Annotated in this window: 13 protein-coding genes and 1 rRNA gene; 4 read left to right on the top strand and 10 right to left on the bottom strand. The window is 73.1% G+C overall.

The features are described from left to right. Positions 1 to 70 precede the first annotated feature (70 nt). Positions 71 to 4,723, top strand: a complete 4,653-nt coding sequence (locus tag ACGFX4_RS21180) for an ATP-dependent helicase (protein WP_393076524.1) — start codon at positions 71 to 73, stop codon at positions 4,721 to 4,723. Positions 4,724 to 4,972: 249 nt separating this feature from the next. Here the strand turns inward: ACGFX4_RS21180 and ACGFX4_RS21175 are convergent, their stop codons facing one another. From ACGFX4_RS21175 to ACGFX4_RS21140, 8 genes are all read right to left on the bottom strand, one after another. Further along, positions 4,973 to 5,344: a helix-turn-helix transcriptional regulator gene (locus ACGFX4_RS21175; protein WP_345699207.1), complete on the bottom strand. Its 372-nt coding sequence runs from the start codon at positions 5,342 to 5,344 to the stop codon at positions 4,973 to 4,975. Positions 5,345 to 5,587: 243 nt separating this feature from the next. Further along, positions 5,588 to 6,076, bottom strand: coding sequence for a CinA family protein (locus tag ACGFX4_RS21170; RefSeq protein WP_393076521.1), 489 nt, complete (start codon positions 6,074 to 6,076; stop codon positions 5,588 to 5,590). Beyond that, the gene (pgsA, locus tag ACGFX4_RS21165) at positions 6,073 to 6,705 is read right to left on the bottom strand and encodes a CDP-diacylglycerol--glycerol-3-phosphate 3-phosphatidyltransferase (RefSeq protein WP_393076519.1); all 633 of its coding nucleotides are present in this window, start codon (positions 6,703 to 6,705) and stop codon (positions 6,073 to 6,075) included. Before pgsA ends, ACGFX4_RS21170 begins: the two co-directional genes overlap by 4 nt. Beyond that, positions 6,702 to 8,147, bottom strand: coding sequence for a 30S ribosomal protein S12 methylthiotransferase RimO (gene rimO / locus ACGFX4_RS21160; RefSeq protein WP_393076516.1), 1,446 nt, complete (start codon positions 8,145 to 8,147; stop codon positions 6,702 to 6,704). The genes pgsA and rimO overlap by 4 nt, the downstream gene beginning before the upstream one ends. 72 nt (positions 8,148 to 8,219) lie before the next feature. Further along, positions 8,220 to 9,098 (bottom strand): helix-turn-helix domain-containing protein, encoded by an 879-nt coding sequence (locus tag ACGFX4_RS21155; protein WP_393076513.1) that lies wholly within the window; start codon positions 9,096 to 9,098, stop codon positions 8,220 to 8,222. Between the two features lie 159 nt (positions 9,099 to 9,257). After that, the gene (locus ACGFX4_RS21150; protein ID WP_393076510.1) at positions 9,258 to 11,909 is read right to left on the bottom strand and encodes a DNA translocase FtsK; all 2,652 of its coding nucleotides are present in this window, start codon (positions 11,907 to 11,909) and stop codon (positions 9,258 to 9,260) included. A gap of 122 nt (positions 11,910 to 12,031) precedes the next feature. Then, entirely contained in the window at positions 12,032 to 12,667 is a 636-nt protein-coding gene (locus ACGFX4_RS21145) for a response regulator (protein ID WP_345701981.1), read from the bottom strand. A 201-nt stretch (positions 12,668 to 12,868) separates the two neighbouring features. Further along, positions 12,869 to 17,401, bottom strand: a complete 4,533-nt coding sequence (locus ACGFX4_RS21140; RefSeq protein ID WP_393076795.1) for a HAMP domain-containing protein — start codon at positions 17,399 to 17,401, stop codon at positions 12,869 to 12,871. A 486-nt stretch (positions 17,402 to 17,887) separates the two neighbouring features. Here ACGFX4_RS21140 and ACGFX4_RS21135 point away from each other — a divergent pair, with 486 nt between their 5' ends. The 3 genes from ACGFX4_RS21135 to ACGFX4_RS21125 all read left to right on the top strand — a co-directional run bounded on the left by ACGFX4_RS21135 (position 17,888) and on the right by ACGFX4_RS21125 (position 21,889). Beyond that, on the top strand, positions 17,888 to 20,446 hold the full coding sequence (locus ACGFX4_RS21135) for a SpoIIE family protein phosphatase (protein WP_393076507.1): 2,559 nt from the start codon (positions 17,888 to 17,890) through the stop codon (positions 20,444 to 20,446). A 262-nt stretch (positions 20,447 to 20,708) separates the two neighbouring features. Then, positions 20,709 to 21,242 carry a GPR1/FUN34/YaaH family transporter gene (locus ACGFX4_RS21130; protein WP_393076504.1) on the top strand — a complete coding sequence of 178 codons (534 nt, stop codon included), beginning with the start codon at positions 20,709 to 20,711 and terminating at the stop codon, positions 21,240 to 21,242. Between the two features lie 134 nt (positions 21,243 to 21,376). Beyond that, positions 21,377 to 21,889 (top strand): hypothetical protein, encoded by a 513-nt coding sequence (locus ACGFX4_RS21125; protein ID WP_393076501.1) that lies wholly within the window; start codon positions 21,377 to 21,379, stop codon positions 21,887 to 21,889. Positions 21,890 to 21,982: 93 nt separating this feature from the next. Here ACGFX4_RS21125 and ACGFX4_RS21120 read toward each other — a convergent pair whose 3' ends face one another. After that, positions 21,983 to 22,840, bottom strand: a complete 858-nt coding sequence (locus tag ACGFX4_RS21120) for a phosphatase PAP2 family protein (protein WP_393076498.1) — start codon at positions 22,838 to 22,840, stop codon at positions 21,983 to 21,985. 65 nt (positions 22,841 to 22,905) lie between these two features. Further along, positions 22,906 to 22,996: ribosomal RNA gene (gene rrf, locus ACGFX4_RS21115) — 5S ribosomal RNA — on the bottom strand; the annotation flags it as partial.

Genomic DNA, 22,996 nt, shown 5'->3' with positions numbered 1-22,996 from the left:
GCGGCAGACGGTGCCCGCGCCCCGGCCCGCCGCGCGCCGCGTTGTCAGTACCACCGGGCACCATGGGGGCATGGCGCCCCGTACCTCCGACGCTCCCGGCCCTCCGGACGCCCTCGACGGCTTCGCCCCGGCGACCCGGGCGTGGTTCACCGGGGCGTTCGCCGCGCCCACCGAGGCGCAGGCCCAGGCGTGGACGGCGATCCAGCAGGGCACCGACGTGCTGGTGGTGGCGCCGACCGGCTCCGGCAAGACGCTCGCCGCCTTCCTCTCCGCGCTGGACGGGCTCAGTTCCGCCCCGCCGCCCGCCGAGCCGAAGAAGCGCTGCCGGGTGCTCTACGTCTCCCCGCTGAAGGCCCTCGCGGTGGACGTCGAGCGCAACCTGCGGGCCCCGCTGGCCGGTCTGCGCCAGGCGGCCGTCCGGCTCGGCCTGCCCGAGCCGGAGGTCCAGGTCGCGATCCGCTCCGGCGACACCCCGGCTGCCGACCGCCGCCGCTTCACCACCCACCCGCCGGACATCCTGATCACCACCCCCGAGTCGCTGTTCCTGCTGCTCACCTCCGCCGCCCGGGATGCGCTGCGCGGGGTGGACACGGTGATCCTCGACGAGGTGCACGCGGTGGCCGGCACCAAGCGCGGCGCCCACCTGGCGCTCACCCTGGAGCGGCTCGACCAGCTGCTGGAGCGGCCGGCCCGCCGGATCGGCCTGTCGGCGACGGTCCGCCCGGTCGAGGAGGTGGCCCGTTACCTCAGCCCGCAGCGCGGCGCGGCGATCGTCCAGCCCGGCTCGGCCAAGCGCTTCGACCTCTCGGTGGTCGTCCCCGTCCCCGACCTGGACGACCTGCCGGCCAACGCCGACGACCCGTCACGCCAGAGCTCGATCTGGCCGCACGTGGAGGAGCGGATCGTCGACCTGGTGCAGGCGCACCGCTCGACCATCGTCTTCGCCAACTCCCGCCGCCTCGCCGAGCGCCTGTGCAACCGGCTGAACGAGATCGCCCACGAGCGCGCCACCGGCGAGCCGCTGCCCCGGGCGCACAACCCGGCCGAGCTGATGGGCGGCTCCGGCGCGGCCGCCGGCGCCCCGGCGGTGATCGCCCGGGCGCACCACGGCTCGGTCTCCAAGGAGCAACGGGCGCTGGTCGAGGAGGAGCTGAAGGCCGGCCGGCTGCCCGCCGTGGTCGCCACCTCCAGCCTGGAGCTGGGCATCGACATGGGCGCCGTCGAGCTGGTGGTGCAGGTCGAGTCGCCGCCCTCGGTCGCCTCCGGCCTGCAGCGGGTCGGCCGGGCGGGCCACCAGGTCGGCGCGGTCTCCACCGGCGTGGTCTTCCCCAAGTACCGCGGCGACCTGGTGCAGTCCGCCGTGGTCACCGAGCGGATGCGCTCCGGCCGGATCGAGGCCCTGCGCGTCCCCCGCAATCCGCTGGACGTGCTGGCCCAGCAGCTGGTCGCGATGACCGCCCTGGACACCTGGGACGTGGACGAGCTGCTCGCCCTGGTCCGCCGCGCCGCGCCGTTCGCGACCCTCCCGCAGTCCGCCTTCGACGGCGTGCTCGACATGCTGGCCGGCCGGTACCCGTCCGACGCCTTCGCCGAGCTGCGGCCCCGCGTGGTCTGGGACCGGGTGGCCGGCACGGTCACCGGCCGCCCCGGCGCCCAGCGGCTCGCCGTCACCTCCGGCGGCACCATCCCCGACCGCGGCCTGTTCGGCGTCTTCATCGCCGGCGCCGACCCCAAGAAGGGCGGCGGCCGGGTCGGCGAGCTGGACGAGGAGATGGTGTACGAGTCCCGGGTGGGTGACGTCTTCACCCTGGGCACCACCTCCTGGCGGATCGAGGAGATCACCCACGACAAGGTGCTGGTCACCCCCGCGCCCGGGGTGCCCGGCCGGCTGCCGTTCTGGAAGGGCGACACCCTGGGCCGCCCGCTGGAGCTCGGCCGGGCGGTCGGCGCCTTCGTCCGCGAGCTCGGCGCGCTCGCCCCCGAGGCCGCCGCCGAGCGGCTCCGGGCCGCCGGCCTGGACGACTGGGCCTCCGGCAACCTGCTCGCCTACCTGGCGGAGCAGCGCGCGGCCTGCGGCCACCTGCCGGACGACCGCACCATCGTGGTCGAGCGCTTCCGCGACGAGCTGGGCGACTGGCGGATCGTCATCCACTCCCCGTTCGGCGCCCAGGTGCACGCCCCCTGGGCGCTTGCCCTCGGCGCCCGGCTGCGCGAGAAGCACGGCCTGGACCCGCAGGTGATGCACGCCGACGACGGCATCGTGCTGCGTCTGCCCGACGCCGACCTCCTCGACTTCCCCGACCCGGCGAAGCCGGTCACCGAGGACGCCCCGGTCGGCGCCGACGCCGCCCTCTTCGAGTCCGCCGAGATCGAGCAGATCGTCACCGACCAGGTCGGCGGCTCCGCGCTGTTCGCCTCCCGCTTCCGCGAGTGCGCCGGCCGCGCCCTGCTGCTGCCGCGCCGCAGCCCCGGCAAGCGCACCCCGCTCTGGCAGCAGCGCCAGCGCGCCTCCCAGCTGCTGGAGGTGGCCGCCGAGTACGGCTCCTTCCCGATCGTGCTGGAGGCCGTCCGCGAATGCCTGCAGGACGTCTTCGACGTCCCCGGCCTGGTCGAGCTGATGGGCGACCTGGAGTCCCGCGCGGTCCGCCTGGTCGAGGTCACCACCGCCGAGCCGTCCCCGTTCGCCCGCTCCCTGCTCTTCGGGTACGTCGCCCAGTACCTGTACGAGGGCGACTCCCCGCTCGCCGAGCGCCGCGCCGCCGCGCTCTCGCTCGACTCCCGGCTGCTGTCCGAGCTGCTCGGCCAGGCCGAGCTGCGCGAGCTGCTCGACCCGCAGGTCCTGGCCGAGCTGGAGGCCGAGCTCCAGCGGCTCACCCCCGAGCGCCGGATCAAGGACGCCGAGGGCGTCGCCGACGCGCTGCGCCTGCTCGGCCCGCTCTCCGAGGCCGAGCTCGCCCTGCGCGGCGCCGAGCCGCTGTGGCCGCTGGAGCTGGAGTCCGCCCGCCGGGTGATCCAGGTCCGGATCGGCGGCGAGCTGCGCTGGTCCGCGATCGAGGACGCCGGGCGGCTGCGCGACGCCCTCGGCACCCCGCTGCCGGTCGGCGTCCCGGAGGCCTTCACCGAGCCGGTCAAGGACCCGCTCGGCGACCTGCTGGCCCGCTACGCCCGCACCCACGGCCCGTTCACCGCCGCCGAGGCGGCCGGCCGCTTCGGCCTGGGCACCGCCGTGGTCACCGGCACCCTGCACCGGCTGACCGCCGCCGGCCGCCTGGTCCAGGGCGAGTTCCGGCCGATCGAGGGCCACACCGCCACCCAGGAGTGGTGCGACGCCGAGGTGCTGCGCCGGCTCCGCCGCCGCTCGCTCGCCGCGCTGCGCCAGGAGGTGGAGGCCGTCCCGCCGCGCGCCCTGGCCGCGTTCCTCCCGCAGTGGCAGCACCTGGCCGGCCACCGGCTGCGCGGCCTGGACGGCCTGTACCGGGTGGTCGAGCAGCTCCAGGGCACCGCACTGCCCGCCTCCGCCGTGGAGAAGCTGGTCCTGCCCGCCCGGCTCTCCGACTACGCCCCGGGGATGCTCGACGAGCTGATGGCGGCCGGCGAGGTCGGCTGGTCCGGCGCCGGCGCGCTGCCCGGCAAGGACGGCTGGATCAGCCTCCACCTCCCGGAGAACGCCCATCTGCTGCGCCCCGAGCCCGTCCCGCCCGCCCTGACCCCCGTGCACACCGTGCTGCTGGAGACCCTGGCCGGCGGGTACGGCCTGTTCTTCCGCCAGCTCGCGGACCGCCAGCCCGACGTCCCGCCGGCCGAGCTCGCCGACGCCCTGTGGGACCTGGTCTGGGCCGGGTACGTCACCAACGACACCCTCGCCCCGCTGCGCGCCCTGCTCGGCTCCGGCCGCACCGCCGGGTCCACCGCGCACCGGGCGCCGCGGGCCACCCCGCGCGGCCGCTACGGCGGCGCCGGTCGAGGCCTCGGCCGCCCCGCGGGTGCCCTGCGGTCCGGCCCTCCCACCGCCGCCGGCCGCTGGTCCCTGCTGCCGGCGTACGGCGGCGACCCGACCGTCCGCGCCACCGCGCAGGCACAGAACCTGCTGGACCGGCACGGCATCCTCACCCGCGGCACCGTCGCCACCGAGCGGGTCCCCGGCGGCTTCGCCGGGGTGTACCGGGTGCTCTCCGCGCTGGAGGAGCGGGGGAAGACCCGCCGCGGCTACTTCGTCGAGGGGCTCGGCGGCGCCCAGTTCGCGATGGACGGCGCCGCCGACCGCCTGCGCTCGGTCAACGGCCGGCTGGAGCGCTCGGCCACCGACTGGTCGGCCGGCCCCGCGGCCGAGCCCCCGCAGGTGCTGGTCCTCGCCGCCGCCGACCCCGCCAACGCGTACGGCTCCGCCCTCCCCTGGCCCGAGCCCCCGACCGCCGACGCCAAGGACACCGGCGCCAAGGCCGGCGCCCACCGCCCGGGCCGCAAGGCCGGCGCCCTGGTCGTGCTCACCGACGGCGAGCTCACCCTCTACGTGGAGCGCGGCGGCAAGTCGCTGCTGCACTGGACGGAGGACCCGGGCCCGGCCGTCCAGGCCCTCGCCGCCGCCGTCCAGCAGGGGGCCCTCGGCACCGTCACCGTCGAGCGGGCCAACGGCACCCCGGCCCTGGAGTCGCCGCTCGGCCGGGTCCTGGAGGAGGCGGGCTTCCACCCGACCCCCCGCGGCTACCGCCTCCGGGCCCGCTGACGCGCCCGTCCGGGCCGCTCGTCCCCGTCGACGGCCTTCGCGTGGACGGGGATCAGCCCCAGCCCCCAGCCGCCGGCCGCGAGTATGCCGAGGGCGGCACCGCCGGTTCCGACGGTGCCGCCCTCGAACAAGATCCAACCCAGTACAGCGGTCAGTGCGAGCAGAACCCCACGCAGCGCCCAGGCACTCCGCATCGACGGCCTCCCTCACTCGCGTCCCGCGCCGGTCGGCGGGACGAACGAGGTCCGGTCAGGCCGCCACCACGTCCATCGCCGCCGTCTTCGGCGACATGGACCCGGCCCGGTCGACCCCGGGAGCCGGCAGCGGAACCGGTTCGAGCACCGGCCTCAGCAGATCACCCTCCGAGAGGGTGGCCATCGCCGCAAGTTCGGCGAGCGACAGCTCGTCGCTGACCTCGCGCATCACCTCGGACATCCGGACGTCGAGCGCGTCGCAGATGGCGGAGAGCAACTCGGAGGAGGCCTCCTTCTGCCCTCGCTCAACCTCGGAGAGGTAGCCGAGCGAAACCCTGGCAGCTGCCGACACCTCGCGGAGTGTGCGGCCCTGGCGCTGGCGCTGCCGACGCAGCACATCGCCCAGCAGGCGACGGAGCAGAATCATCGGTGCCTCCCTCCTCGGACTGCGAATCGAGATGTCACGACCCCACCGTACCGCCTTGGCCGCATCCCGTGCGGGGACCGTGGTCGTGTTCACTCTGGGCTGCAAGGCTGCCCCCTCCCCTGTGTGTTCCCCGCCGATGGCTGATATCTGCCCGGTCAGGCCATCCGGTCTAACACGATCCTCGGACCTGGGGGGCGAGTTCAGCGATTTCAGCAAAGGGCTGCGGGCCGCGTGGCCGGTTCGCTACGCGTTCGCCGCCCGTTCGAGCAGCAGTTCCAGTGCGACGGTGACGGTGTTCAGCCGGATTGTGGCACGTCCCCCTGACAACAGTGGCGAAACGGCGCGTGTTCCCGCGGGTCCGGCGAGGGCCACGTGGACGGTGCCGACGGGCCGGCCGTCCTGCGGCTCGGGGCCCGCCACACCGGTGGTGGCGAGGCCGTAGGTGGCGCCGAGCAGCCGCCGGACGCCGTCGGCCATCTGGCGGGCGACCACCGGGTGCACGGGTCCGTGGACGGCCAGCAGGCCCTCGTCCACGCCGAGCACGGAGGCCTTCACCTCGGTGGCGTACGCGGTGACCGAGCCGCGGAAGACCGCGGAGGCACCGGGGACGTCGACCAGGGTGGCGGCGAGCAGGCCGCCGGTGAGCGACTCGGCGACGGCCAGCGTCGCCCCCTCCCCCTTCAGCGCGGCCAGCACCTTCTCCGCCAGCGCGACCGCACCCGCGTCGGTCATCGTCCCGCCCGCTGCTTCGCCAGGCCCTCCCGGCGCAGCCGGATCGCCTGGCCCACGTAGTCCAGCCCGGTGCCGACGGTGAGCAGCACGGCCACGCCCATCAGCACGGCGCGCGCGGTGGCGAGCCAGCCGGTGAGCGGCAGGACGTACATGCCGACCGCGATGCCCTGGGTGAGGGTCTTGAGCTTGCCGCCCCGGCTGGCCGGGATGACGGCGAAGCGGATCACCCAGAAGCGCATCAGGGTGATGCCGAGTTCGCGCGCCAGGATGACCACCGTGATCCACCACGGCAGGTCGCCGAGGACGGACAGGCCGACCAGCGCCGCACCCATGATCGCCTTGTCCGCGATCGGGTCGGCGATCTTGCCGAAGTCGGTGATCAGGCCCTTGCGCCGGGCCAGCTCGCCGTCGAACAGGTCGGTGATCATCGCGATGGCGAAGGCCGCCCAGGCGACCGCGCGCCACTTGGGGTTGTGCCCGCCGTCGGCGAACAGCAGCGCCACGAAGACCGGGACCAGCAGCAGCCGGACCATGGTCAGCACGTTGGCGATGTTCCAGACCCCCGGTTGCGGCGGCGGCGCGGCCGCCACGGGCCGCGTCGCCGTGGGGGCCCCTGGCCCCTTGGTCATTCGCCGTCCTCCAGAACCTCGGCGACCAGGTCGACGCCCTCGGTGCCGACCACGGTGGCCCGGTAGAACCGGCCGATCTCGGCGTCGTCCAGGCCCAGCAGCGTGGTCAGGCCGTCGGTCTCCGGCGCCTGGTGGGCGGCGCGGCCCTCGACCACGCCGTCCTCCACGGACTCGACCAGCACCAGCACCTCGGTGCCGATCCGGGCCTCGGCGCGCTGCGCGGTGAGCTCCTCGGCGAGCTTCGAGAGCTGCGCGACGCGCTGGTCGATCACGTCCTGGTCGAGCTTGCCGTCGTAGGTCGCGGCCTCGGTGCCGTCCTCGTCGGAGTAGCCGAAGACGCCGATCGCGTCGAGGCCGGCCCCGGTGATGAACCGTTCCAGCTCGGCGAAGTCCTGCTCGGTCTCGCCGGGGAAGCCGACGATGAAGTTGGACCGGGCGCCGGCCTGCGGGGCCTTGGCGCGGATGGTCCCGAGCAGCTCCAGGAACTGCTCGGTGCCGCCGAAGCGCCGCATCCGGCGCAGCACGGCCGGCGCGGAGTGCTGGAAGGACAGGTCGAAGTACGGGACGACCTTGTCGGTGCCGCACATCACGTCGATCAGGCCGGGGCGCATCTCGGCGGGCTGCAGGTAGCTGACCCGGACCCGCTCGATCCCCTCGACCGCGGCGATCTCGCTCAGCAGGGTCTCCAGCAGGCGGATGTCGCCCAGGTCCTTGCCGTACGAGGTGTTGTTCTCGCTGACCAGGACGACCTCGCGGACGCCCTGGCCGGCCAGCCAGACCGCCTCGTTCAGCACGTCGGAGGGGCGGCGGGAGATGAAGGAGCCGCGGAAGGCGGGGATGGCGCAGAAGGAGCAGCGCCGGTCGCAGCCGGAGGCGAGCTTGATCGAGGCGACCGGGGCGTCGTCCAGGCGCTTGCGCAGGGTGCGCGGGCCGGAGGCGGGGGCCAGGCCGTCGGGAAGGTCCTCGGGGGCACCGTGGCCGGGCAGGGCGACCTCGGCGGCCGCGGCCTGCCGGGCCACCGGGGTGAGCGGGAGCAGGGCACGGCGGTCGCGCGGGGTGTGCGCCTCGACGTGGCCGCCGGCCAGGATGGTCTGCAGGCGGGTGGAGATGTCGGAGTAGTCGTCGAAGCCGAGCACGCCGTCGGCCTCCGGGAGGGCGTCGGCCAGCTCCTTGCCGTAGCGCTCGGCCATGCAGCCGACCGCGACCACGGCCTGGGTGCGGCCGTGGCCCTTGAGGTCGTTGGCCTCCAGCAGGGCGTCGACGGAGTCCTTCTTGGCGGCCTCGACGAACCCGCAGGTGTTGACGACGGCGACGTCGGCGTCGCTGGCGTCGTCGACCAGCCGCCAGCCGTCGGCCTCCAGTCGCCCGGCGAGTTCCTCGGAGTCGACCTCGTTGCGGGCGCATCCGAGCGTGACCAGGGCGACAGTGCGGGGTTCAGGCATGACGCCAAGATTAACGCGCGGGCCCCGGTGCCGTTCCCCCCGGAGCCCGCGCGCCTGGTCACATCCGTCGGTTCAGCCCGCCTGCGGGTCACCCGGCGTGTAGGTGAGGTGCACGACCTGTCCGTCCTGACCTGCCGGACCGAGGTCCTTGCCGTTGACGAAGACGTGCACGGCGCCGGCGTTGCCGATCACCAGATTGATCTTCTTCGGGTCGGTGAAGGTCTGCGCCTGGCCCTCTTCGAGGTTGTTCGAGAAGAGCGACTTGCCGGCGCTGTCCTTGGCGGTGACCCAGCTCTTGTCCTTCTCGGCGACCAGCTTCACGGTCACCTTGTCGGCCGGGGCGGCGGCGATCGGGGCGAGGCTGGGCGCCGGGGCGGGCGGCTGGGCGGAGGCGGTGGACGGCGCCGCGGCGGTGGAGGGCAGCGGGGCGCTGGCCTCGCCGGGGGTGCCGTCGGTGGCCGAGGAGCCGCTGAACAGGTTGAAGCCGATCAGCGCGACCACCGCGACGATCGCCGCGACCATGGCGATGTTCCAGTTCGGCCGGCGGTGGTCGGTGACCTTGATCGGGCCGGTGTCGAGCAGCTGGGTGGCGTGCTTGGGGCCGGGCGCCCCGCCGTGCGCGGCGTCGTACCGGGCGACCAGGGCGTCGCCGTCCTCGCCGACGGCCCGGGCGATCAGCCGGATGTTGCCGCGGGCGTAGAAGTCGCCGCCGCAGCGTTCGAAGTCGTCCGCCTCGATGGCGTGCACGATCGGCACCCGGACCCGGGTGGTGGAGCTGACCTGATCGACGGTCAGGCCGGCGTCGATCCGGGCCCTCGACAGCACCCGGCCGATGCTCGGCACGTCCTCGGCCGGCACCGCGGTGCCGGGGTCGACGGGCGGCTGCGGGGCGCCGGAGGAAGGCACGGCGGACCCACGGGCGTCGCTGCGGGGGGACTTGCCGATGGTCACTGGGCGCGCCTTTCGAGCGTTGGCCACCTGCTGATCACACAGTCTAGGGGTGGAGGCGGAACGTTTCTCAACCGGAGGGGGCCCGAACGGGCGGGTCCGCTCGGGGAGATCTGACGGACGGTCATCACATTCCTCCGAACGAGTGAGACCGGCCCCGGGTCACCCCCGGAGCGTGATCAGTACGGCGTCCAGTTCGTCCGGTTTGAGCAGCACGTCGCGGGCCTTCGAACCCTCGCTCGGGCCGACGATCCCCCGCGATTCCATCAGGTCCATGAGACGGCCGGCTTTCGCGAAGCCGACCCTCAGCTTGCGCTGGAGCATCGAGGTGGAGCCGAACTGGGTGGAGACCACCAGCTCCGCCGCCTGGATCAGCAGGTCCAGGTCGTCGCCGATCTCCTCGTCGATCTCCTTCTTCGGGCCGCCGCCGACCACCACGTCCTCGCGGTAGCGGGCCGTCAGCTGGTCCTTGCAGTGCTGCACCACCTTGGCGATCTCCGCCTCGGTGACGAAGGCGCCCTGCATCCGGACCGGCTTGGAGGCGCCCATCGGCAGGAACAGCGCGTCGCCCTTGCCGATCAGCTTCTCCGCGCCGGGCTGGTCCAGGATGACCCGGGAGTCGGCCATCGCCGAGGTGGCGAAGGCGAGGCGGGACGGCACGTTGGCCTTGATCAGGCCGGTGACCACGTCGACCGAGGGCCGCTGGGTGGCCAGCACCAGGTGGATGCCGGCCGCACGGGCCAGCTGGGTGATGCGCACCACCGAGTCCTCGACGTCGCGCGGGGCGACCATCATCAGGTCGGCCAGCTCGTCCACGATCACCAGCAGGTACGGGTACGGCGCCAGCTCGCGCTCGCTGCCCAGCGGCGGCTGCACGGTGCCCGCGCGGACCGCCGCGTTGAAGTCGTCGACGTGCCGGAAGCCGAAGGCCGCCAGGTCGTCGTAGCGCATGTCCATCTCGCGCACCACCCACTGGAGGGCCTCGGCGGCCTTCTTCGGGTTGGTGATGATCGGCGTGATCAGGTGCGGGATGCCCTCGTACGCGGTCAGCTCGACCCGCTTGGGGTCGACCAGCACCATCCGCACCTCGTCCGGGGTGGCCCGGATCAGCACCGAGGTGATCAGGCAGTTGATGCAGGACGACTTGCCGGCGCCGGTGGCACCGGCGACCAGCACGTGCGGCATCTTCGCGAGGTTGGCCATCACGGTGTGGCCCTCGACGTCCTTGCCCATGCCGACCACCATCGGGTGGCTGTCCTCGGCGGCAGCGCGCGAGCGCAGCAGGTCTCCGAGGGTGACCATCTCCCGGTCCCGGTTGGGGATCTCCACGCCGACCGCGGACTTGCCGGGGATCGGCGAGATGATCCGCACGTCGGGGGTGGCCACCGCGTAGGCGATGTTCTTCGCCAGCGCGGTGATCCGCTCGACCTTCACCGCGGGGCCGAGCTCGACCTCGTAGCGGGTGACCGTCGGGCCGCGGGTGAAGCCGGTGACCCGGGCGTCCACCTTGAACTCGGCGAACACCCCGGTCAGCTGGGCGACCACGTCGTCGTTGAGCTGCGAGCGGGCCTTGGCGGGCGCGCCGCGCTCCAGCAGGTCGAGCGGCGGCAGCGCGTAGCTGATGTCGCCGGACAGCTGGAGCTGTTCCATCCGCTGCGGCGCGGGGCCGTGGCCGTCCGGGGCCTCGGAGGCGCGGGCGGCCGGGACGGCCGGCTCCTCCGGCGGGGCGGTGTTGTCCTTGACCTGGTGCAGCATCGAGGCGACCGCCGGGGAGCCGGGGACGCCCCAGGTCAGGGCGCCGTCCAGGTCGGCGGCGACACCGGCGGCCAGGTCGCGGGTCTCGTACGGGTCCTTGTCGAAGGAGACCGGCTCGGGAGTCTCCTCGTCCTCGCCCTTCCTCCGGCGGCGCCGGCGGCGGGCCGACAGTTCGTCGTCGTCGATGGTGATCGGCAGCGCGTCCGGGTCGGCGTCCTCCGGCGGGGCGGTGGAGTACTCGCGCTCGCCGGCCGGCAGGCCGTCGGCCGCGAGGTCGCCGGGCAGCGGCTCGGCCACACCGAGCCGGACGCCGAGCTGCCGCAGCCGCTCGCCGATCTTGTTGACCGGGGTGGCGGTGACCACCAGCAGACCGAAGAAGGCGACCAGCAGCAGCAGCGGAACGGCCAGCGGCGGGCCCGCCGCGGCCATCATCGGGGTGGAGGCGGCCCAGCCGAGGATGCCGCCAGCCTGCCGTATCCGGGTCGCGCCGGTGCCCATCGCCGGGGCGCCGCAGCCGATGTGCACCAGGCCGAGCACCCCGACGACCAGGGTGGACAGGCCGATCGCGATCCGGCCGTTGGCCTCCGGCACCTCCGGGTGGCGCATCAGCCGCACCGCCACGCCGAGCAGCAGGAACGGCACCAGCACGTCGAGCCGGCCGAAGAGGCCGGAGACCACGTTGGTGGCCGCCTCGCCGAGCCAGCCCTGCGGGGAGAACCAGGTGCCCGCCGCGGTGACCAGGCCGAGGGCGAGCAGCAGCAGCGCGACGCCGTCCTTGCGGTGCGCCGGGTCGAGGTTCTTCGCACCGTGGCCGAAGCCGCGGAACACCGCGCCGATCGAGTGCGCGATGCCCAACCAGACCGCGCGCACGGCGCGGAAGAGTATCGGCCGCGGCGGGGGCGGCGGCGGCGCGGCCGCGGTCTTCTTCGCGGCGGCGCGCTTGGCCGGAGCCTTCGCGGGCGCCTTCGCGGCGGGCTTGGGCGCGGCGGCCTTCTTGGCCGGCGCCTTCTTGGCCGGCCCGGGCTTGCGCGCCGCGGCACCGGGCGTTCGAGTGGCCATGGGCAGCAGCCTACCGGGGCGGTCCAGCCGATCCCATGCGCTCAACCGTACGAAAGGGCACGTGTCGCGACGGCCCGTCACCCCCGCCGCGGCTCACCCGGACGGGGGACGGTGACACCCGATCAGTTCGAACCCGGACGGAGCGCGTCCAGCGCCCGGCGCAGGCCGGCGAGCTTGCGCTCCAGGTGGGCCGCGGTGGCCGCCGAGCCGGTGTCCGCCGAGCCCTCCAACTGCTTGGTGAGCGCCTCCGCCTGCTCCTCCACCGCCGCCAGCCGGGCCGACAGCTCGCCCAGCAGCGCGCCGCCGGGCAGCGGCTGCTCGCCCGCCTCCAGCTGCAGGCGCAGCAGCGCCGCCTGCTCCTTGAGCTGGCAGTTCTTCATGTAGAGGTCGACGAAGACCGACACCTTGGCGCGCAGCACCCACGGGTCGAAGGGCTTGGAGATGTAGTCGACCGCGCCGGCCGCGTAGCCGCGGAAGGTGTGGTGCGGACCGTGGTTGATCGCGGTCAGGAAGATGATCGGGATGTCCCGGGTGCGCTCGCGGCGCTTGATGTGCGCGGCCGTCTCGAAGCCGTCCATGCCGGGCATCTGCACGTCCAGCAGGATGACCGCGAAGTCGTCGGTGAGCAGCGCCTTCAGCGCCTCCTCGCCGGACGAGGCGCGGACCAGGGTCTGGTCGAGTGCGGAGAGGATGGCCTCCAGCGCGAGGAGGTTCTCCGGCCGGTCGTCGACCAGAAGGATCTTCGCCTTCTGCACCAGGACCCGCCCTCCTGCCGGTTGTTTCCCGAGGGCCGGCACCCGCGTGCCACCCATCACTGCCCCGGTCATGCTAGCCGTACCCCCTTGCCCACCACAGGCTCCGTGCGACCCGTCACCGTTCGGTCACTGTTCGCAACGATGGGTGACCCTACCGGGTTCCCGGCCGGGCCCGCCAGTGACGGCGGGCCCGGAGCGTGGCGGCTACTGGACGGCCAGCCACTGGCGCATGACCGCCAGCAGGTGGTCCGGGTCGACCGGCTTGGTGACGTGGTCGGTCGCCCCCGCCTGGAGGCTCTTCTCCCGGTCGCCCTTCATCGCCTTCGCGGTCAGCGCGATGATCGGCAGGCCCGCGAACTGCGGCATCCGGCGGATCGCCTCGGTGGTCGCGTACCCGTCCATCTCCGGCATCATGATGTCCATCAGCACCAGGGCCACGTCCTCGTGCTGCTCCAGCACCTCGATGCCCTCGCGGCCGTTCTCCGCGTACAGCACCGTCAGGCCGTACTGCTCCAGCACGCTGGTCAGCGCGAAGACGTTGCGGATGTCGTCGTCCACGATCAGCACCCGCTCGCCGTCGAACCGGCCGTGGAACTGCGGCACCGGCGCCGGCCGGGCCGGGGCCGGCGCCTGGACCTGGTCGGGCCCCTGGCGCGGGATCGGCTCCTCCGCCGGACGCGGCGCCGGACGCTCCAGCTCGGCGGCCCGGCGGCGCTCGGCCAGCCCGCGGCGGCGCTCCTGGGCGAGCTCGCGGACCTCCTGCGCCCAGTGGTCCGCCGGACTCTCGCCGATCGGCACCGGCGTCCCGGCGGGCGTCACCGCGATGGAGGCACGCAGGGGCGCGCGCTCCCCGGCCGGGGCGTCCGCCGCGTCGGTGCGCAACGGCAGGTACAGGGTGAAGGTGGAACCCCGGCCGAGCTCGCTCTCCACGTGGATCTCACCGCCGAGCAGCCGGGCGATCTCCCGGCTGATCGACAGGCCCAGGCCCGTGCCGCCGTACTTGCGGCTGGTGCCGCCGTCGGCCTGCTTGAAGGCCTCGAAGATCTCCCGGAGCTTGTTGCCGGGGATGCCGATGCCGGTGTCGGAGACCGAGAACGCGATCAGCGCCTCGTCCGGGCCGGAGATCGCCTCCGCCTCCAGCAGCTGCTCGCGCACGTGCTGCGGCACGTCGCCGTTGGCGGCGCGGCGGATCAGCAGCTCGACCGCGCCGGAGTCGGTGAACTTCACCGCGTTGGAGAGCAGGTTGCGCAGCACCTGCTGCAGCCGCTGCTCGTCGGTGTGCAGGGTGACCGGCAGGTCCGCGGAGACCCGGACCGCGAAGTCCAGGTTCTTCTCCACGGTGAACGGCCGGAACGCCGCCTCCACGTAGTCGACCAGCTGGACCAGGGCGATCCGGGCCGGACGGACGTCCATCTTGCCCGCCTCGACCTTGGACAGGTCGAGGATGTCGTTGATCAGCTGGAGCAGGTCGCTGCCCGCGCCGTGGATCGTCTCGGCGAACTCGACCTGCTTGGCCGACAGGTTGCCCTCGTTGTTGTCGGACAGCAGCTTGGCCAGGATCAGCAGCGAGTTGAGCGGGGTGCGCAGCTCGTGCGACATGTTGGCGAGGAACTCGCTCTTGTACCGCGAGGCGAGCGCGAGCTGCTCGGCGCGCTCCTCCAGGATCTGCCGGGCCTCCTCGATCTCGCTGTTCTTGATCTCGATGTCCCGGTTCTGCTGGGCGAGTTGCTCGGCCTTCTCCTGCAACTCCTCGTTGGTGCGCTCCAGCTCCTCCTGCCGGGCCTCCAGCTCCGCGGAGCGCATCGACAGTTCGGCGGTGAGCCGCTGCGACTCCAGCAGCAGGCCCTCGGTCTTGGTGTTGACCGAGATGGTGTTGACGGTGACACCGATCTGGTCGGCGATCTGGTTGAGGAAGTCCAGCGCGACCGCGGTGAACGAGGAGAAGGTGGCCAGCTCGATCACGCCGAGCAGCCGGTCCTCGAACAGCACCGGCAGCACCACCACGTGCGCGGGCGCCGACTCGCCGAGCCCGGAGGCGATCTTCAGGTACCCGGGCGGGGTCTCCTTCAGCACGATCGGCCGCTTCTCCACCGCCGCCTGACCGATCAGCCCCTCACCGAGCCGGAAGGTGGTCGGCATGGTGCGCCGGTTGTAGCCGTAGGAGCCGATCAGGCGCAGCACCACGTCGTTCTCGTCGTCGTCCTCGTTGACCGCCTCGGCGGTGCGGCCGGCCGGCTGGGCGAGGAAGAAGGCGCCGTGCTGCGCGGAGACCACCGGGGTCAGCTCGCTCATGATCAGCGAGGCGACCGCCGACAGGTCCCGGCGGCCCTGCAGCAGACCGGACATCCGGGCCAGGTTGGTCTTCAGCCAGTCCTGTTCCTTGTTGGCCCGGGTGGTCTCGCGCAGGTTGGCGACCATCTGGTTGATGTTGTCCTTGAGCTCGGCGAGCTCGCCGGACGCCTCCACGTTGACCCGGGGCGACAGGTCGCCGCGGGTCACCGCGGTGGCCACCTGGGCCATCGCGCGCACCTGCCGGGTCAGGTTGTTGGCCAGCTCGTTCACCGACTCGGTGAGGTCCTGCCAGGTGCCGGCCACGCCCGCCACCCGGGCCTGGCCGCCGAGCCGCCCGTCGGTGCCCACCTCGCGGGCGACGCGGGTGACCTCGTCACCGAACGCGCCGAGCTGGTCCACCATGATGTTGATGCTGGTCTTCAGCTCCAGGATCTCGCCGCGGGCGTCCACGTCGATCTTCTGCGACAGGTCGCCACGCGCCACCGCGGTGATCACCAGGGCGATGTTGCGGACCTGGCCGGTCAGGTTGTTGGCCATCAGGTTGACGTTGTCGGTCAGGTCCTTCCAGATGCCGGCCACGCCCGACACGCTCGCCTGACCGCCCAGCGTGCCGTCGGTGCCCACCTCGCGCGCCACCCTGGTCACCTCGACGGCGAACGCCGACAGCTGGTCGACCATGGTGTTCAGGGTGGAGGCGAGCGCCTTGACCTCGCCCTGCGCCTCGATGGTGATCTTCTTGGAGAGGTCGCCGCGGGCCACCGCGGACGCCACCTCGGCGATCGTCCGCACCTGGCTGGTCAGGTTGGACGCCATGAAGTTCACGTTGTCGGTCAGGTCCCGCCAGATGCCGGAGACGCCCGACACCCGCGCCTGGCCGCCCAGGATGCCCTCGGTGCCCACCTCGCGGGCCACCCGGGTCACCTCGTCCGCGAACGCGGAGAGTTGGTCGACCATGGTGTTCACGGTCGTCACCAGCTCGCGGATCTCGCCCTTCGCGTCGACGGTGATCTTCTTCGACACGTCGCCGCGGGCCACCGCCGTGGTCACCTCGGCGATGTTGCGCACCTGGCTGGTCAGGTTGTTGGCCATCAGGTTGACCGAGTTGGTCAGGTCCTTCCAGGTGCCGGAGACCCCCGGCACGCTCGCCTGACCGCCCAGGATGCCCTCGGTGCCCACGTCCCGGGCCACCCGGGTCACCTCGTCCGCGAACGCCGAGAGCTGGTCGACCATCGTGTTGATGGTGTTCTTCAGCTCCAGGATCTCGCCCCGCGCGTCGACCTGGATCGTCTGCGACAGGTCGCCCTTGGCGACCGCGGTGGTCACCTGCGCGATGTTGCGCACCTGGGACGTCAGGTTGTTCGCCATCGAGTTGACGTTCTCGGTCAGGTCCTTCCAGACCCCGGCCACGCCCGGCACCTGCGCCTGACCGCCCAGGATGCCCTCGGTGCCCACCGCACGCGCCACCCGGGTCACCTGCTCGGCGAAGCCCGACAGCTGGTCGACCATCGTGTTGATGGTGTTCTTCAGCTCCAGGATCTCGCCCCGCGCGTCGACCTCGATCTTGCGCGACAGGTCGCCCTTGGCGACCGCGGTGGTCACCTCCGCGATGTTGCGCACCTGCGCGGTCAGGTTGTTCGCCATGAAGTTCACCGAGTCGGTGAGGTCGCGCCACACGCCGGCCACGCCCGGCACCTGCGCTTGACCGCCCAGCCGGCCCTCGGTACCCACGTCACGGGCCACCCGGGTCACCTGCGCGGCGAACCCGTTCAGCTGGTCCACCATCGTGTTGACGGTGTTCTTCAACTCCGCCATCTCGCCCGCGACGTCGACCGTGACCTTGCGCGACAGGTCGCCCTTGGCGACCGCGGTGGTCACCTCCGCGATGTTGCGCACCTGCGCGGTCAGCCGGCCCGCCATCGTGTTGACCGAGTCCGCCAGGTCCTTCCAACTGCCGGACACGCTGCGGACCCTGGCCTGACCACCGAGCTTGCCCTCGGTGCCCACCTCGATCGCCACCCGGGTCACCTCGTCGGTGAACTCCGACAGCTGCTCCACCAGGCCGTTGACCGTCCGCCCGACCTTCAGGAACTCACCGCGCAACGGGTAGCTCGCGCCGGTGGTGTGCACCGAACGCAGCTCCATCCGCTGGTCCAGGTCGCCCTCCGCGATCGAGGACAGCACCCGCCCCACCTCGGCCATCGGCCGGGCCAGGTCGTCGATCAGCGCGTTGCAGTTGTCGACCGCCGCCATCCAGGCGCCCTCGCCGACACCCGTCTCCAGACGCTCCGACAGCCGGCCCTCCCGGCCCACCGCCCGGCGCACCCGGGCCAGCTCACCGGTCAGGTGCTGGTTGCGCTCCGCCACCTCGTTGAACACCGCGGCGATCTCCGCCAGCATCCCGTCCCCGGGAAAGGTCAACCGGCGGCGGAAGTTGCCGTCGCGCATCGCGGTCAGCGCCGCCAGCAGCTTGCGCAGCTCCGCCGGCTCGGCACCCCGGTTGGGGCCCGGCCGACGCCCGGCGCCGCCGCGCGACGGCGGCGCCGACCGGCTGCCGCGCGCGGCGGCCGGGATCGTACCGGTTACGTCCTTGGTGGCCGAACTCAACGGGGCCCTCCCACGTCATGGTGTTCACTACCGCTCGGGAGCGGGCGGGCGGCCCCCGGAGCCTTGGACCGCCGCCCTCGACCGTACTGCTCCGGCCGACGACCGCGGACCCCCCAGTCTGGCAGGCGCCGCGCCGGGTGTCCGGCCGCTTGCAGAGGGTTCTCGTCCCGAGACACGAAAACGGTGAAGAGAATCACCCTCAGGGGCCCGATTCCGCCGCACGCCCCCACCGGGCACCGCGCGGAAAGTAGGGTGGACCGCTGCACCGGGCGCAGCGGCACCGCACGCCGACCCCGACAGCACGAGCAGAGGAGAGGAGACGTCGCCGTGGTCACCGCGCGCGCAGCCGCCACTTTCGAACCGGTCGGCCGCTCGGCCGCCGCAGCCCGCGGCTTCGTACGCGACGCCCTGCTCGGCTGGGGCCTGACCGAGGTCGTCGACGACGCGGTCGTGCTCACCAGCGAACTCGTCACCAACGCCGTGGTGCACGCCGGCACCGCCGCCGACGTCTGCTGCCTGCGCGAGGACGACGCCGTCCGGATCGAGGTCACCGACCGCCACCCCGAACGCGGCATCCCCTCCTTCGCCAACGTCCCCGCCGCCACCAGCGACCACTTCGCCGACCCCGACGGCGAGGGCGGCCGCGGCCTGCTGATGTGCTCCGCCCTCGCCAGCCGCTGGGGCGTCGAGTACAGCGCCGGCCGCAAGACCGTCTGGTTCCGCCTCGACCTGCCCGAGCACACCCCCGGAACCCGGTACGCCCTGCCCAGCCTGCCCGGCGGCGAACTCCCCGGCACCGACGGCCAGGTCCGCGTCGCCGTCGTCCAGCTCGACGAGCACGGCCTGGTCCGCTCCTGGAACGACGACGCCGAGGCGCTTTTCCGCCACTCCGCCGCCGAGACCCTCGGCCGGCCGTGGAGCGAGTACGCCCAGTGGCCGCAGAACCCCGGCCTCGGCCTCACCGACACCCTCCGCCTCGCCCGCTGGGAGGGCGGCTACGCGGTCCGCGGCACCGACGGCACCACCACCGACGTCTACGGCCTCCACATCCGGATGCGCGACAGCCACGGCACCCCCACCGTGCTCTGCCTCCTGGTCCGCGGCCAGGACCGCGCCGTGCTCCGCTCCCCCGCCACCGCCGCCGACACCCCGGCCGCCCTCGAACCGCTCGACCTGCTCACCGGCCCGGTCACCCCCGACGACCTGTCCGGCCTGCTCCAGCGGATCGTCGAACGCGCCCGCGACCTCCTCGACGGCGACGCCGCCTACCTGCTGCTCACCAGCGAGGACGAGACCGAGTTCGAGGTCCGCGCGTCCACCGGCCTCGCCCCGGCCGGCCGCCGGCTCGGCCGGCTGCCCGTCGACGGCGGCGTCGGCCGCTTCGACTCCGCCCGACTGCCCGCCGTCCACGAGGACCTCGCCGTCCGACCGCACCAGCCCGCGCTGCTCACCGACACCGGCATGCGCTCGCTGATCACCGTCCCGCTCAAGGTCGAGGGCCGCCTCACCGGCACCCTCGGCGTCGCCGCCGCCACCCCCGGCCGCTACGACAACGAGGACGCGCTGCGCCTCCAGTTCGGTGCCGACCGGATCGCCCTCGCCCTGGAGAGCGCCCGCCTCGCCGAACTCGAACGGCTCCGCCGCGGTTCCCTCTCCTTCCTCGTCGAGGCCTCCGACCTGCTCGCCGGCACCCTGGAGCACGAGCAGACCCTGGCCCTGATGGCCCAGATGGCCGTCCCCACCCTCGCCTCCTGGTGCGCCGTCTACACCACCGGCGACACCGGCACGGGCACCGCCGGCACCGAACTCGCCTTCCTCCTCCACGAGGACGAGGACCGGATCGACCCGCTGCGCGCCCTGCTCGACAAGACCCCGCCCCCGGAGGCCGACCGCGGCCCCGGCGCCCGCCCCTGGCACGCTCCGGGCGACACCGCCCGCAGCCTCGGCCTCGCCGACAGCCCCGACCTCGCCGGCCTGCCCGGCGAGACCGTGGTGCTGCCGCTCTCCGCCCGCAACCGGGTCATCGGCCTGCTCGTCCTCGGCGGCGGCGGCACCGGGCGCTTCCGCCAGGAGATCCTCGAACTCGCCGAGGACCTCTCCCGCCGGGCCGCCCTCGCACTCGACAACTCCCGGCTCTACAGCGAGCGCACCGCCACCAGCCAGGCCTTCCAACGCGCCCTGCTGCCGCCCGAGTTGCCCAAGATCCCGGGCGTCGAGGTGGAGGTCTTCTACCAGGCCGCCGGGGAGGGCAACGAGGTCGGCGGCGACTTCTACGACCTCTTCCCGATCCGCGAGGGCACCTACGGCTTCGCCATCGGCGACGTCTGCGGCACCGGCCCCGAGGCCGCCTCCGTCACCGGGCTCGCCCGGCACTCGCTGCGCCTGCTCGCCCGCGAGGGCCTCAGCGCCCCGCAGGTGCTCAGCCGGCTCAACGCCGCGATCCTCGACGAGGGCACCCGCGCCCGCTTCCTCACCCTGCTCTACGGCGAGTTGACCCCGCGCGAGGACGGCTCCACCGCCCTCTCCCTGGTCTGCGCCGGCCACCCGCTGCCGCTGCGACTGCGCACCGACGGCCAGGTCGACCAGGCCGCCTCGCCCCAGCCGCTGCTCGGCGTCATGGACGAACTCGACCTCACCGCAGAAGAGTTGATCCTCGCCCCCGGCGAGGTCCTGCTCTGCGTCACCGACGGCGTCACCGAGCGCCGGGAAGGCCGCCGGATGCTCGGCGACGACGGCCTCGCCGAAGTGCTCACCGGCTGCACCGGACTGACCGCCGGCGCCGTCGCCGCCCGCGTCCACCGCGCCGTCGAACGCTTCGCGCCCGAGCCGCCCTCGGACGACATGGCGATCCTCACGTTGCGCATTCCGACCCAACGGCGACCGTAGTTGTCCGATTCGGTTATCTGACAGATACCCAAATTGTGAGATTCACAAGGGTACAAGGCGTTGGTGCCGGGTACACCGACATCACCGGGGATTCACCCCGGAGGGGACACTCGACCGGCACCTGACCAGCCGGTTCTTCACTCAGCCGCTGCCGCCGCACCCTTCTGCCGGTGCGCCCACGGCCCGGCATCCACGCACCACCATCACCTCACCTTCACCAGTGAACGCGCCATGCCCTGGCGCAGAGTGAAAGGAGCCCACGGTGAGCAATGACGCCTCCGCGGCCCCGCTCGGCAATCTGGCTCTCGGTCTGACCCTTCTCGGCTACGGCGTGCTCGGCACCGGTGTCCTCAGCGGCACCAGCTCCGGCGGCGCCGCCTCCCTGGCCCATCTGGTGGGCGGCATCACGCTGTTCATCGCCGGCCTCTGGCAGTTCCGCGGCGGCGACCGCTTCAGCGGCACCGCCTTCACCAGCCTCGGCGCGTTCTGGGCCGTATGGTCCGGCGCGGGCGCGGCCAACAAGAACACCGCGGGCCTGTTCCTGCTCCTCTGGGCACTCCTCGCGCTCACCCTCACCGCGGCGAGCTGGGGCGCCGGGCTCTGGAGCCGCGCCACCTACGGCCTGCTCACGGTCTCGCTGGTGCTCAGCGCCATCGCGACCCTCGGCAGCACCGACGGCCTCGCCAAGGCCGGCGCCTGGGTCGCGGCCGTCGCCGGCCTCGCCGCCTGGTACTCCGCCACCCTCGCCCTCACCGAGGGCAAGTGGCTCGGGGTGTCGCTCCCGCTCAACAAGTAGCCCGCACCACACGCACGGCACCACGGCCGGACCCTCCAGGGGGCCCGGCCCAGCCATGTCACCGCCACCCCGCTACCCTTGGCCGGCGATCAACGATCCAGGGCCAGGGGGGCCGCGCAGCCATGACCGGAACGATGACCGGAACGATCGTCGTGCACGCCGAAGCACCGAGAATCGGCCGCGCCGGCACCCTCCTCGTCACCATCGACGGCACCCCCGCCGGCGACGTCCGCCAAGGCCACACCGCCCGCTTCCCGGCCACCGCCGGCACCCACCGGGTACGCGTCCACACCAAGGACCGCACCTCGTCGAACGTGATCACCGCGAACGTCACCGACGAACAGGAATGCCTGCTCAGAGCGCGCGGCACCGGCCTCGGTCACACTGTCTTCCTGGTGCCCCTGGCGGGCCTGGTGACCCCGCCGCTGTTCACCGTGCTGACCGTCCTGCTGTTCGCCGTGCTGCTCCAGACCGTGCCCGGCCTGCTGTTCCGCCTCCGCCACGACGAGACCGCGACTGCTTCGGCAGACCCCGACCCCGGCTCCGGCTCCGATTCCGCCGGTGACGGGGAGAGCAACAGCACCGGCCTGTGGTGGGAATCCGACCCGGTCCTCGCGAAGCGCTACCGCAAGGACTCCGGGAGCTGAGTTCCACCCCTCCGCGGGACCTCGCTGCTGCTCGGGGCTGCTTCTGGCCCCTCACGTGGCTCTGCGTCGAGTGTGCCGGGTATGTCGGGCCCCTCAGCGCCTCCGGCCCACCGGCCTGCGCTCCGGCAGCTCCTGTGCGGCTGCCTCCGTGACCGCCTGGACGGCCGGTGTCCCCTGACGCCAGCCGGACACCGCGTTCTGCACCAGGTACACCACCAGCAGGATGCCCACCGCCACCAGGCCGTCCGCCCAGAAGTGGTTCGCCGTCACCACCACGACCACGACCGTCAGCACCGGGTGCAGCACCACCAGCCACCGCCACGGCCCGCGGGCAACCGCGATCACGGCCACCGCGACGATCACGCACCACGCCACGTGCACCGACGGCATCGCCGACAGCTGGTCCGGCACCACCCCCGCCACCGCGCCGCCGTACACCGACTGCCCGTACTGCACCGCCAGGTCGACGAACCCGTTCCCCGGCAGCATCCGCGGCGGTGCCACCGGAACGAACTGCACCAGCAGGCAGACCGCCGTGGTCACCACCACCGTCGTCCGCACCCACGCATACTTCGCCCGGTGCTTCACGAACAGCCAGAGCAGCAGCACCAGCATCGCGCCGAAGTGCATCGTCGCGTAGTAGTAGTTCGCCGCCTGGACGAGCCACGGATGCGGCATCACGACCCGCTGCCACGCCACCTCGTCCGGCAGCCCGAACTCCAGCTCCGTCCGGTGGATCCACTCCGCCCGGTCCAGCGCGTGGTCGGTGCTCATCAGCGACAGGTGGCCCACCACCTGCCAGAGCGTGAACAGCGCCAGCAGCGTCCCCGCCTCCCGCAGCACCGCCGCCGGCCCCGGCCGCTTGGCGAACCGCGCGACCGCGAACGCCGAGCCGTACAGCGCAACGGAGGCGACCGCCGAGGTCTGCCAGGTCAGGGTGAGGTTCTGCATTGGCGAAGAGTACACAACGCGAAAAGGGCCCCGCCACAAGTGGCGGGGCCCTTCCCTGAATGATTGTTCGGCGGCGTCCTACTCTCCCACAGGGTCCCCCCTGCAGTACCATCGGCGCTGTGAGGCTTAGCTTCCGGGTTCGGAATGTAACCGGGC

The sequence above is a fragment of the Kitasatospora sp. NPDC048365 genome (assembly GCF_043200835.1).
GTDB lineage: Bacteria > Actinomycetota > Actinomycetes > Streptomycetales > Streptomycetaceae > Kitasatospora > Kitasatospora terrestris.
Note: the sequence above shows the minus strand (reverse complement) of the source record. Positions and strands in the feature narration are given on the sequence as shown.

Coding starts and splice junctions, on each gene's coding strand:
- pgsA (WP_393076519.1), bottom strand. CDS start 6,705: ATGACCAAGGGGCCAGGGGCCCCCACGGCGACGCGGCCCGTGGCGGCC.
- ACGFX4_RS21175 (WP_345699207.1), bottom strand. CDS start 5,344: ATGATTCTGCTCCGTCGCCTGCTGGGCGATGTGCTGCGTCGGCAGCGC.
- ACGFX4_RS21180 (WP_393076524.1), top strand. CDS start 71: ATGGCGCCCCGTACCTCCGACGCTCCCGGCCCTCCGGACGCCCTCGAC.
- ACGFX4_RS21150 (WP_393076510.1), bottom strand. CDS start 11,909: ATGGCCACTCGAACGCCCGGTGCCGCGGCGCGCAAGCCCGGGCCGGCC.
- rimO (WP_393076516.1), bottom strand. CDS start 8,147: ATGCCTGAACCCCGCACTGTCGCCCTGGTCACGCTCGGATGCGCCCGC.
- ACGFX4_RS21170 (WP_393076521.1), bottom strand. CDS start 6,076: ATGACCGACGCGGGTGCGGTCGCGCTGGCGGAGAAGGTGCTGGCCGCG.
- ACGFX4_RS21140 (WP_393076795.1), bottom strand. CDS start 17,401: ATGCGCGACGGCAACTTCCGCCGCCGGTTGACCTTTCCCGGGGACGGG.
- ACGFX4_RS21125 (WP_393076501.1), top strand. CDS start 21,377: ATGACCGGAACGATCGTCGTGCACGCCGAAGCACCGAGAATCGGCCGC.
- ACGFX4_RS21120 (WP_393076498.1), bottom strand. CDS start 22,840: ATGCAGAACCTCACCCTGACCTGGCAGACCTCGGCGGTCGCCTCCGTT.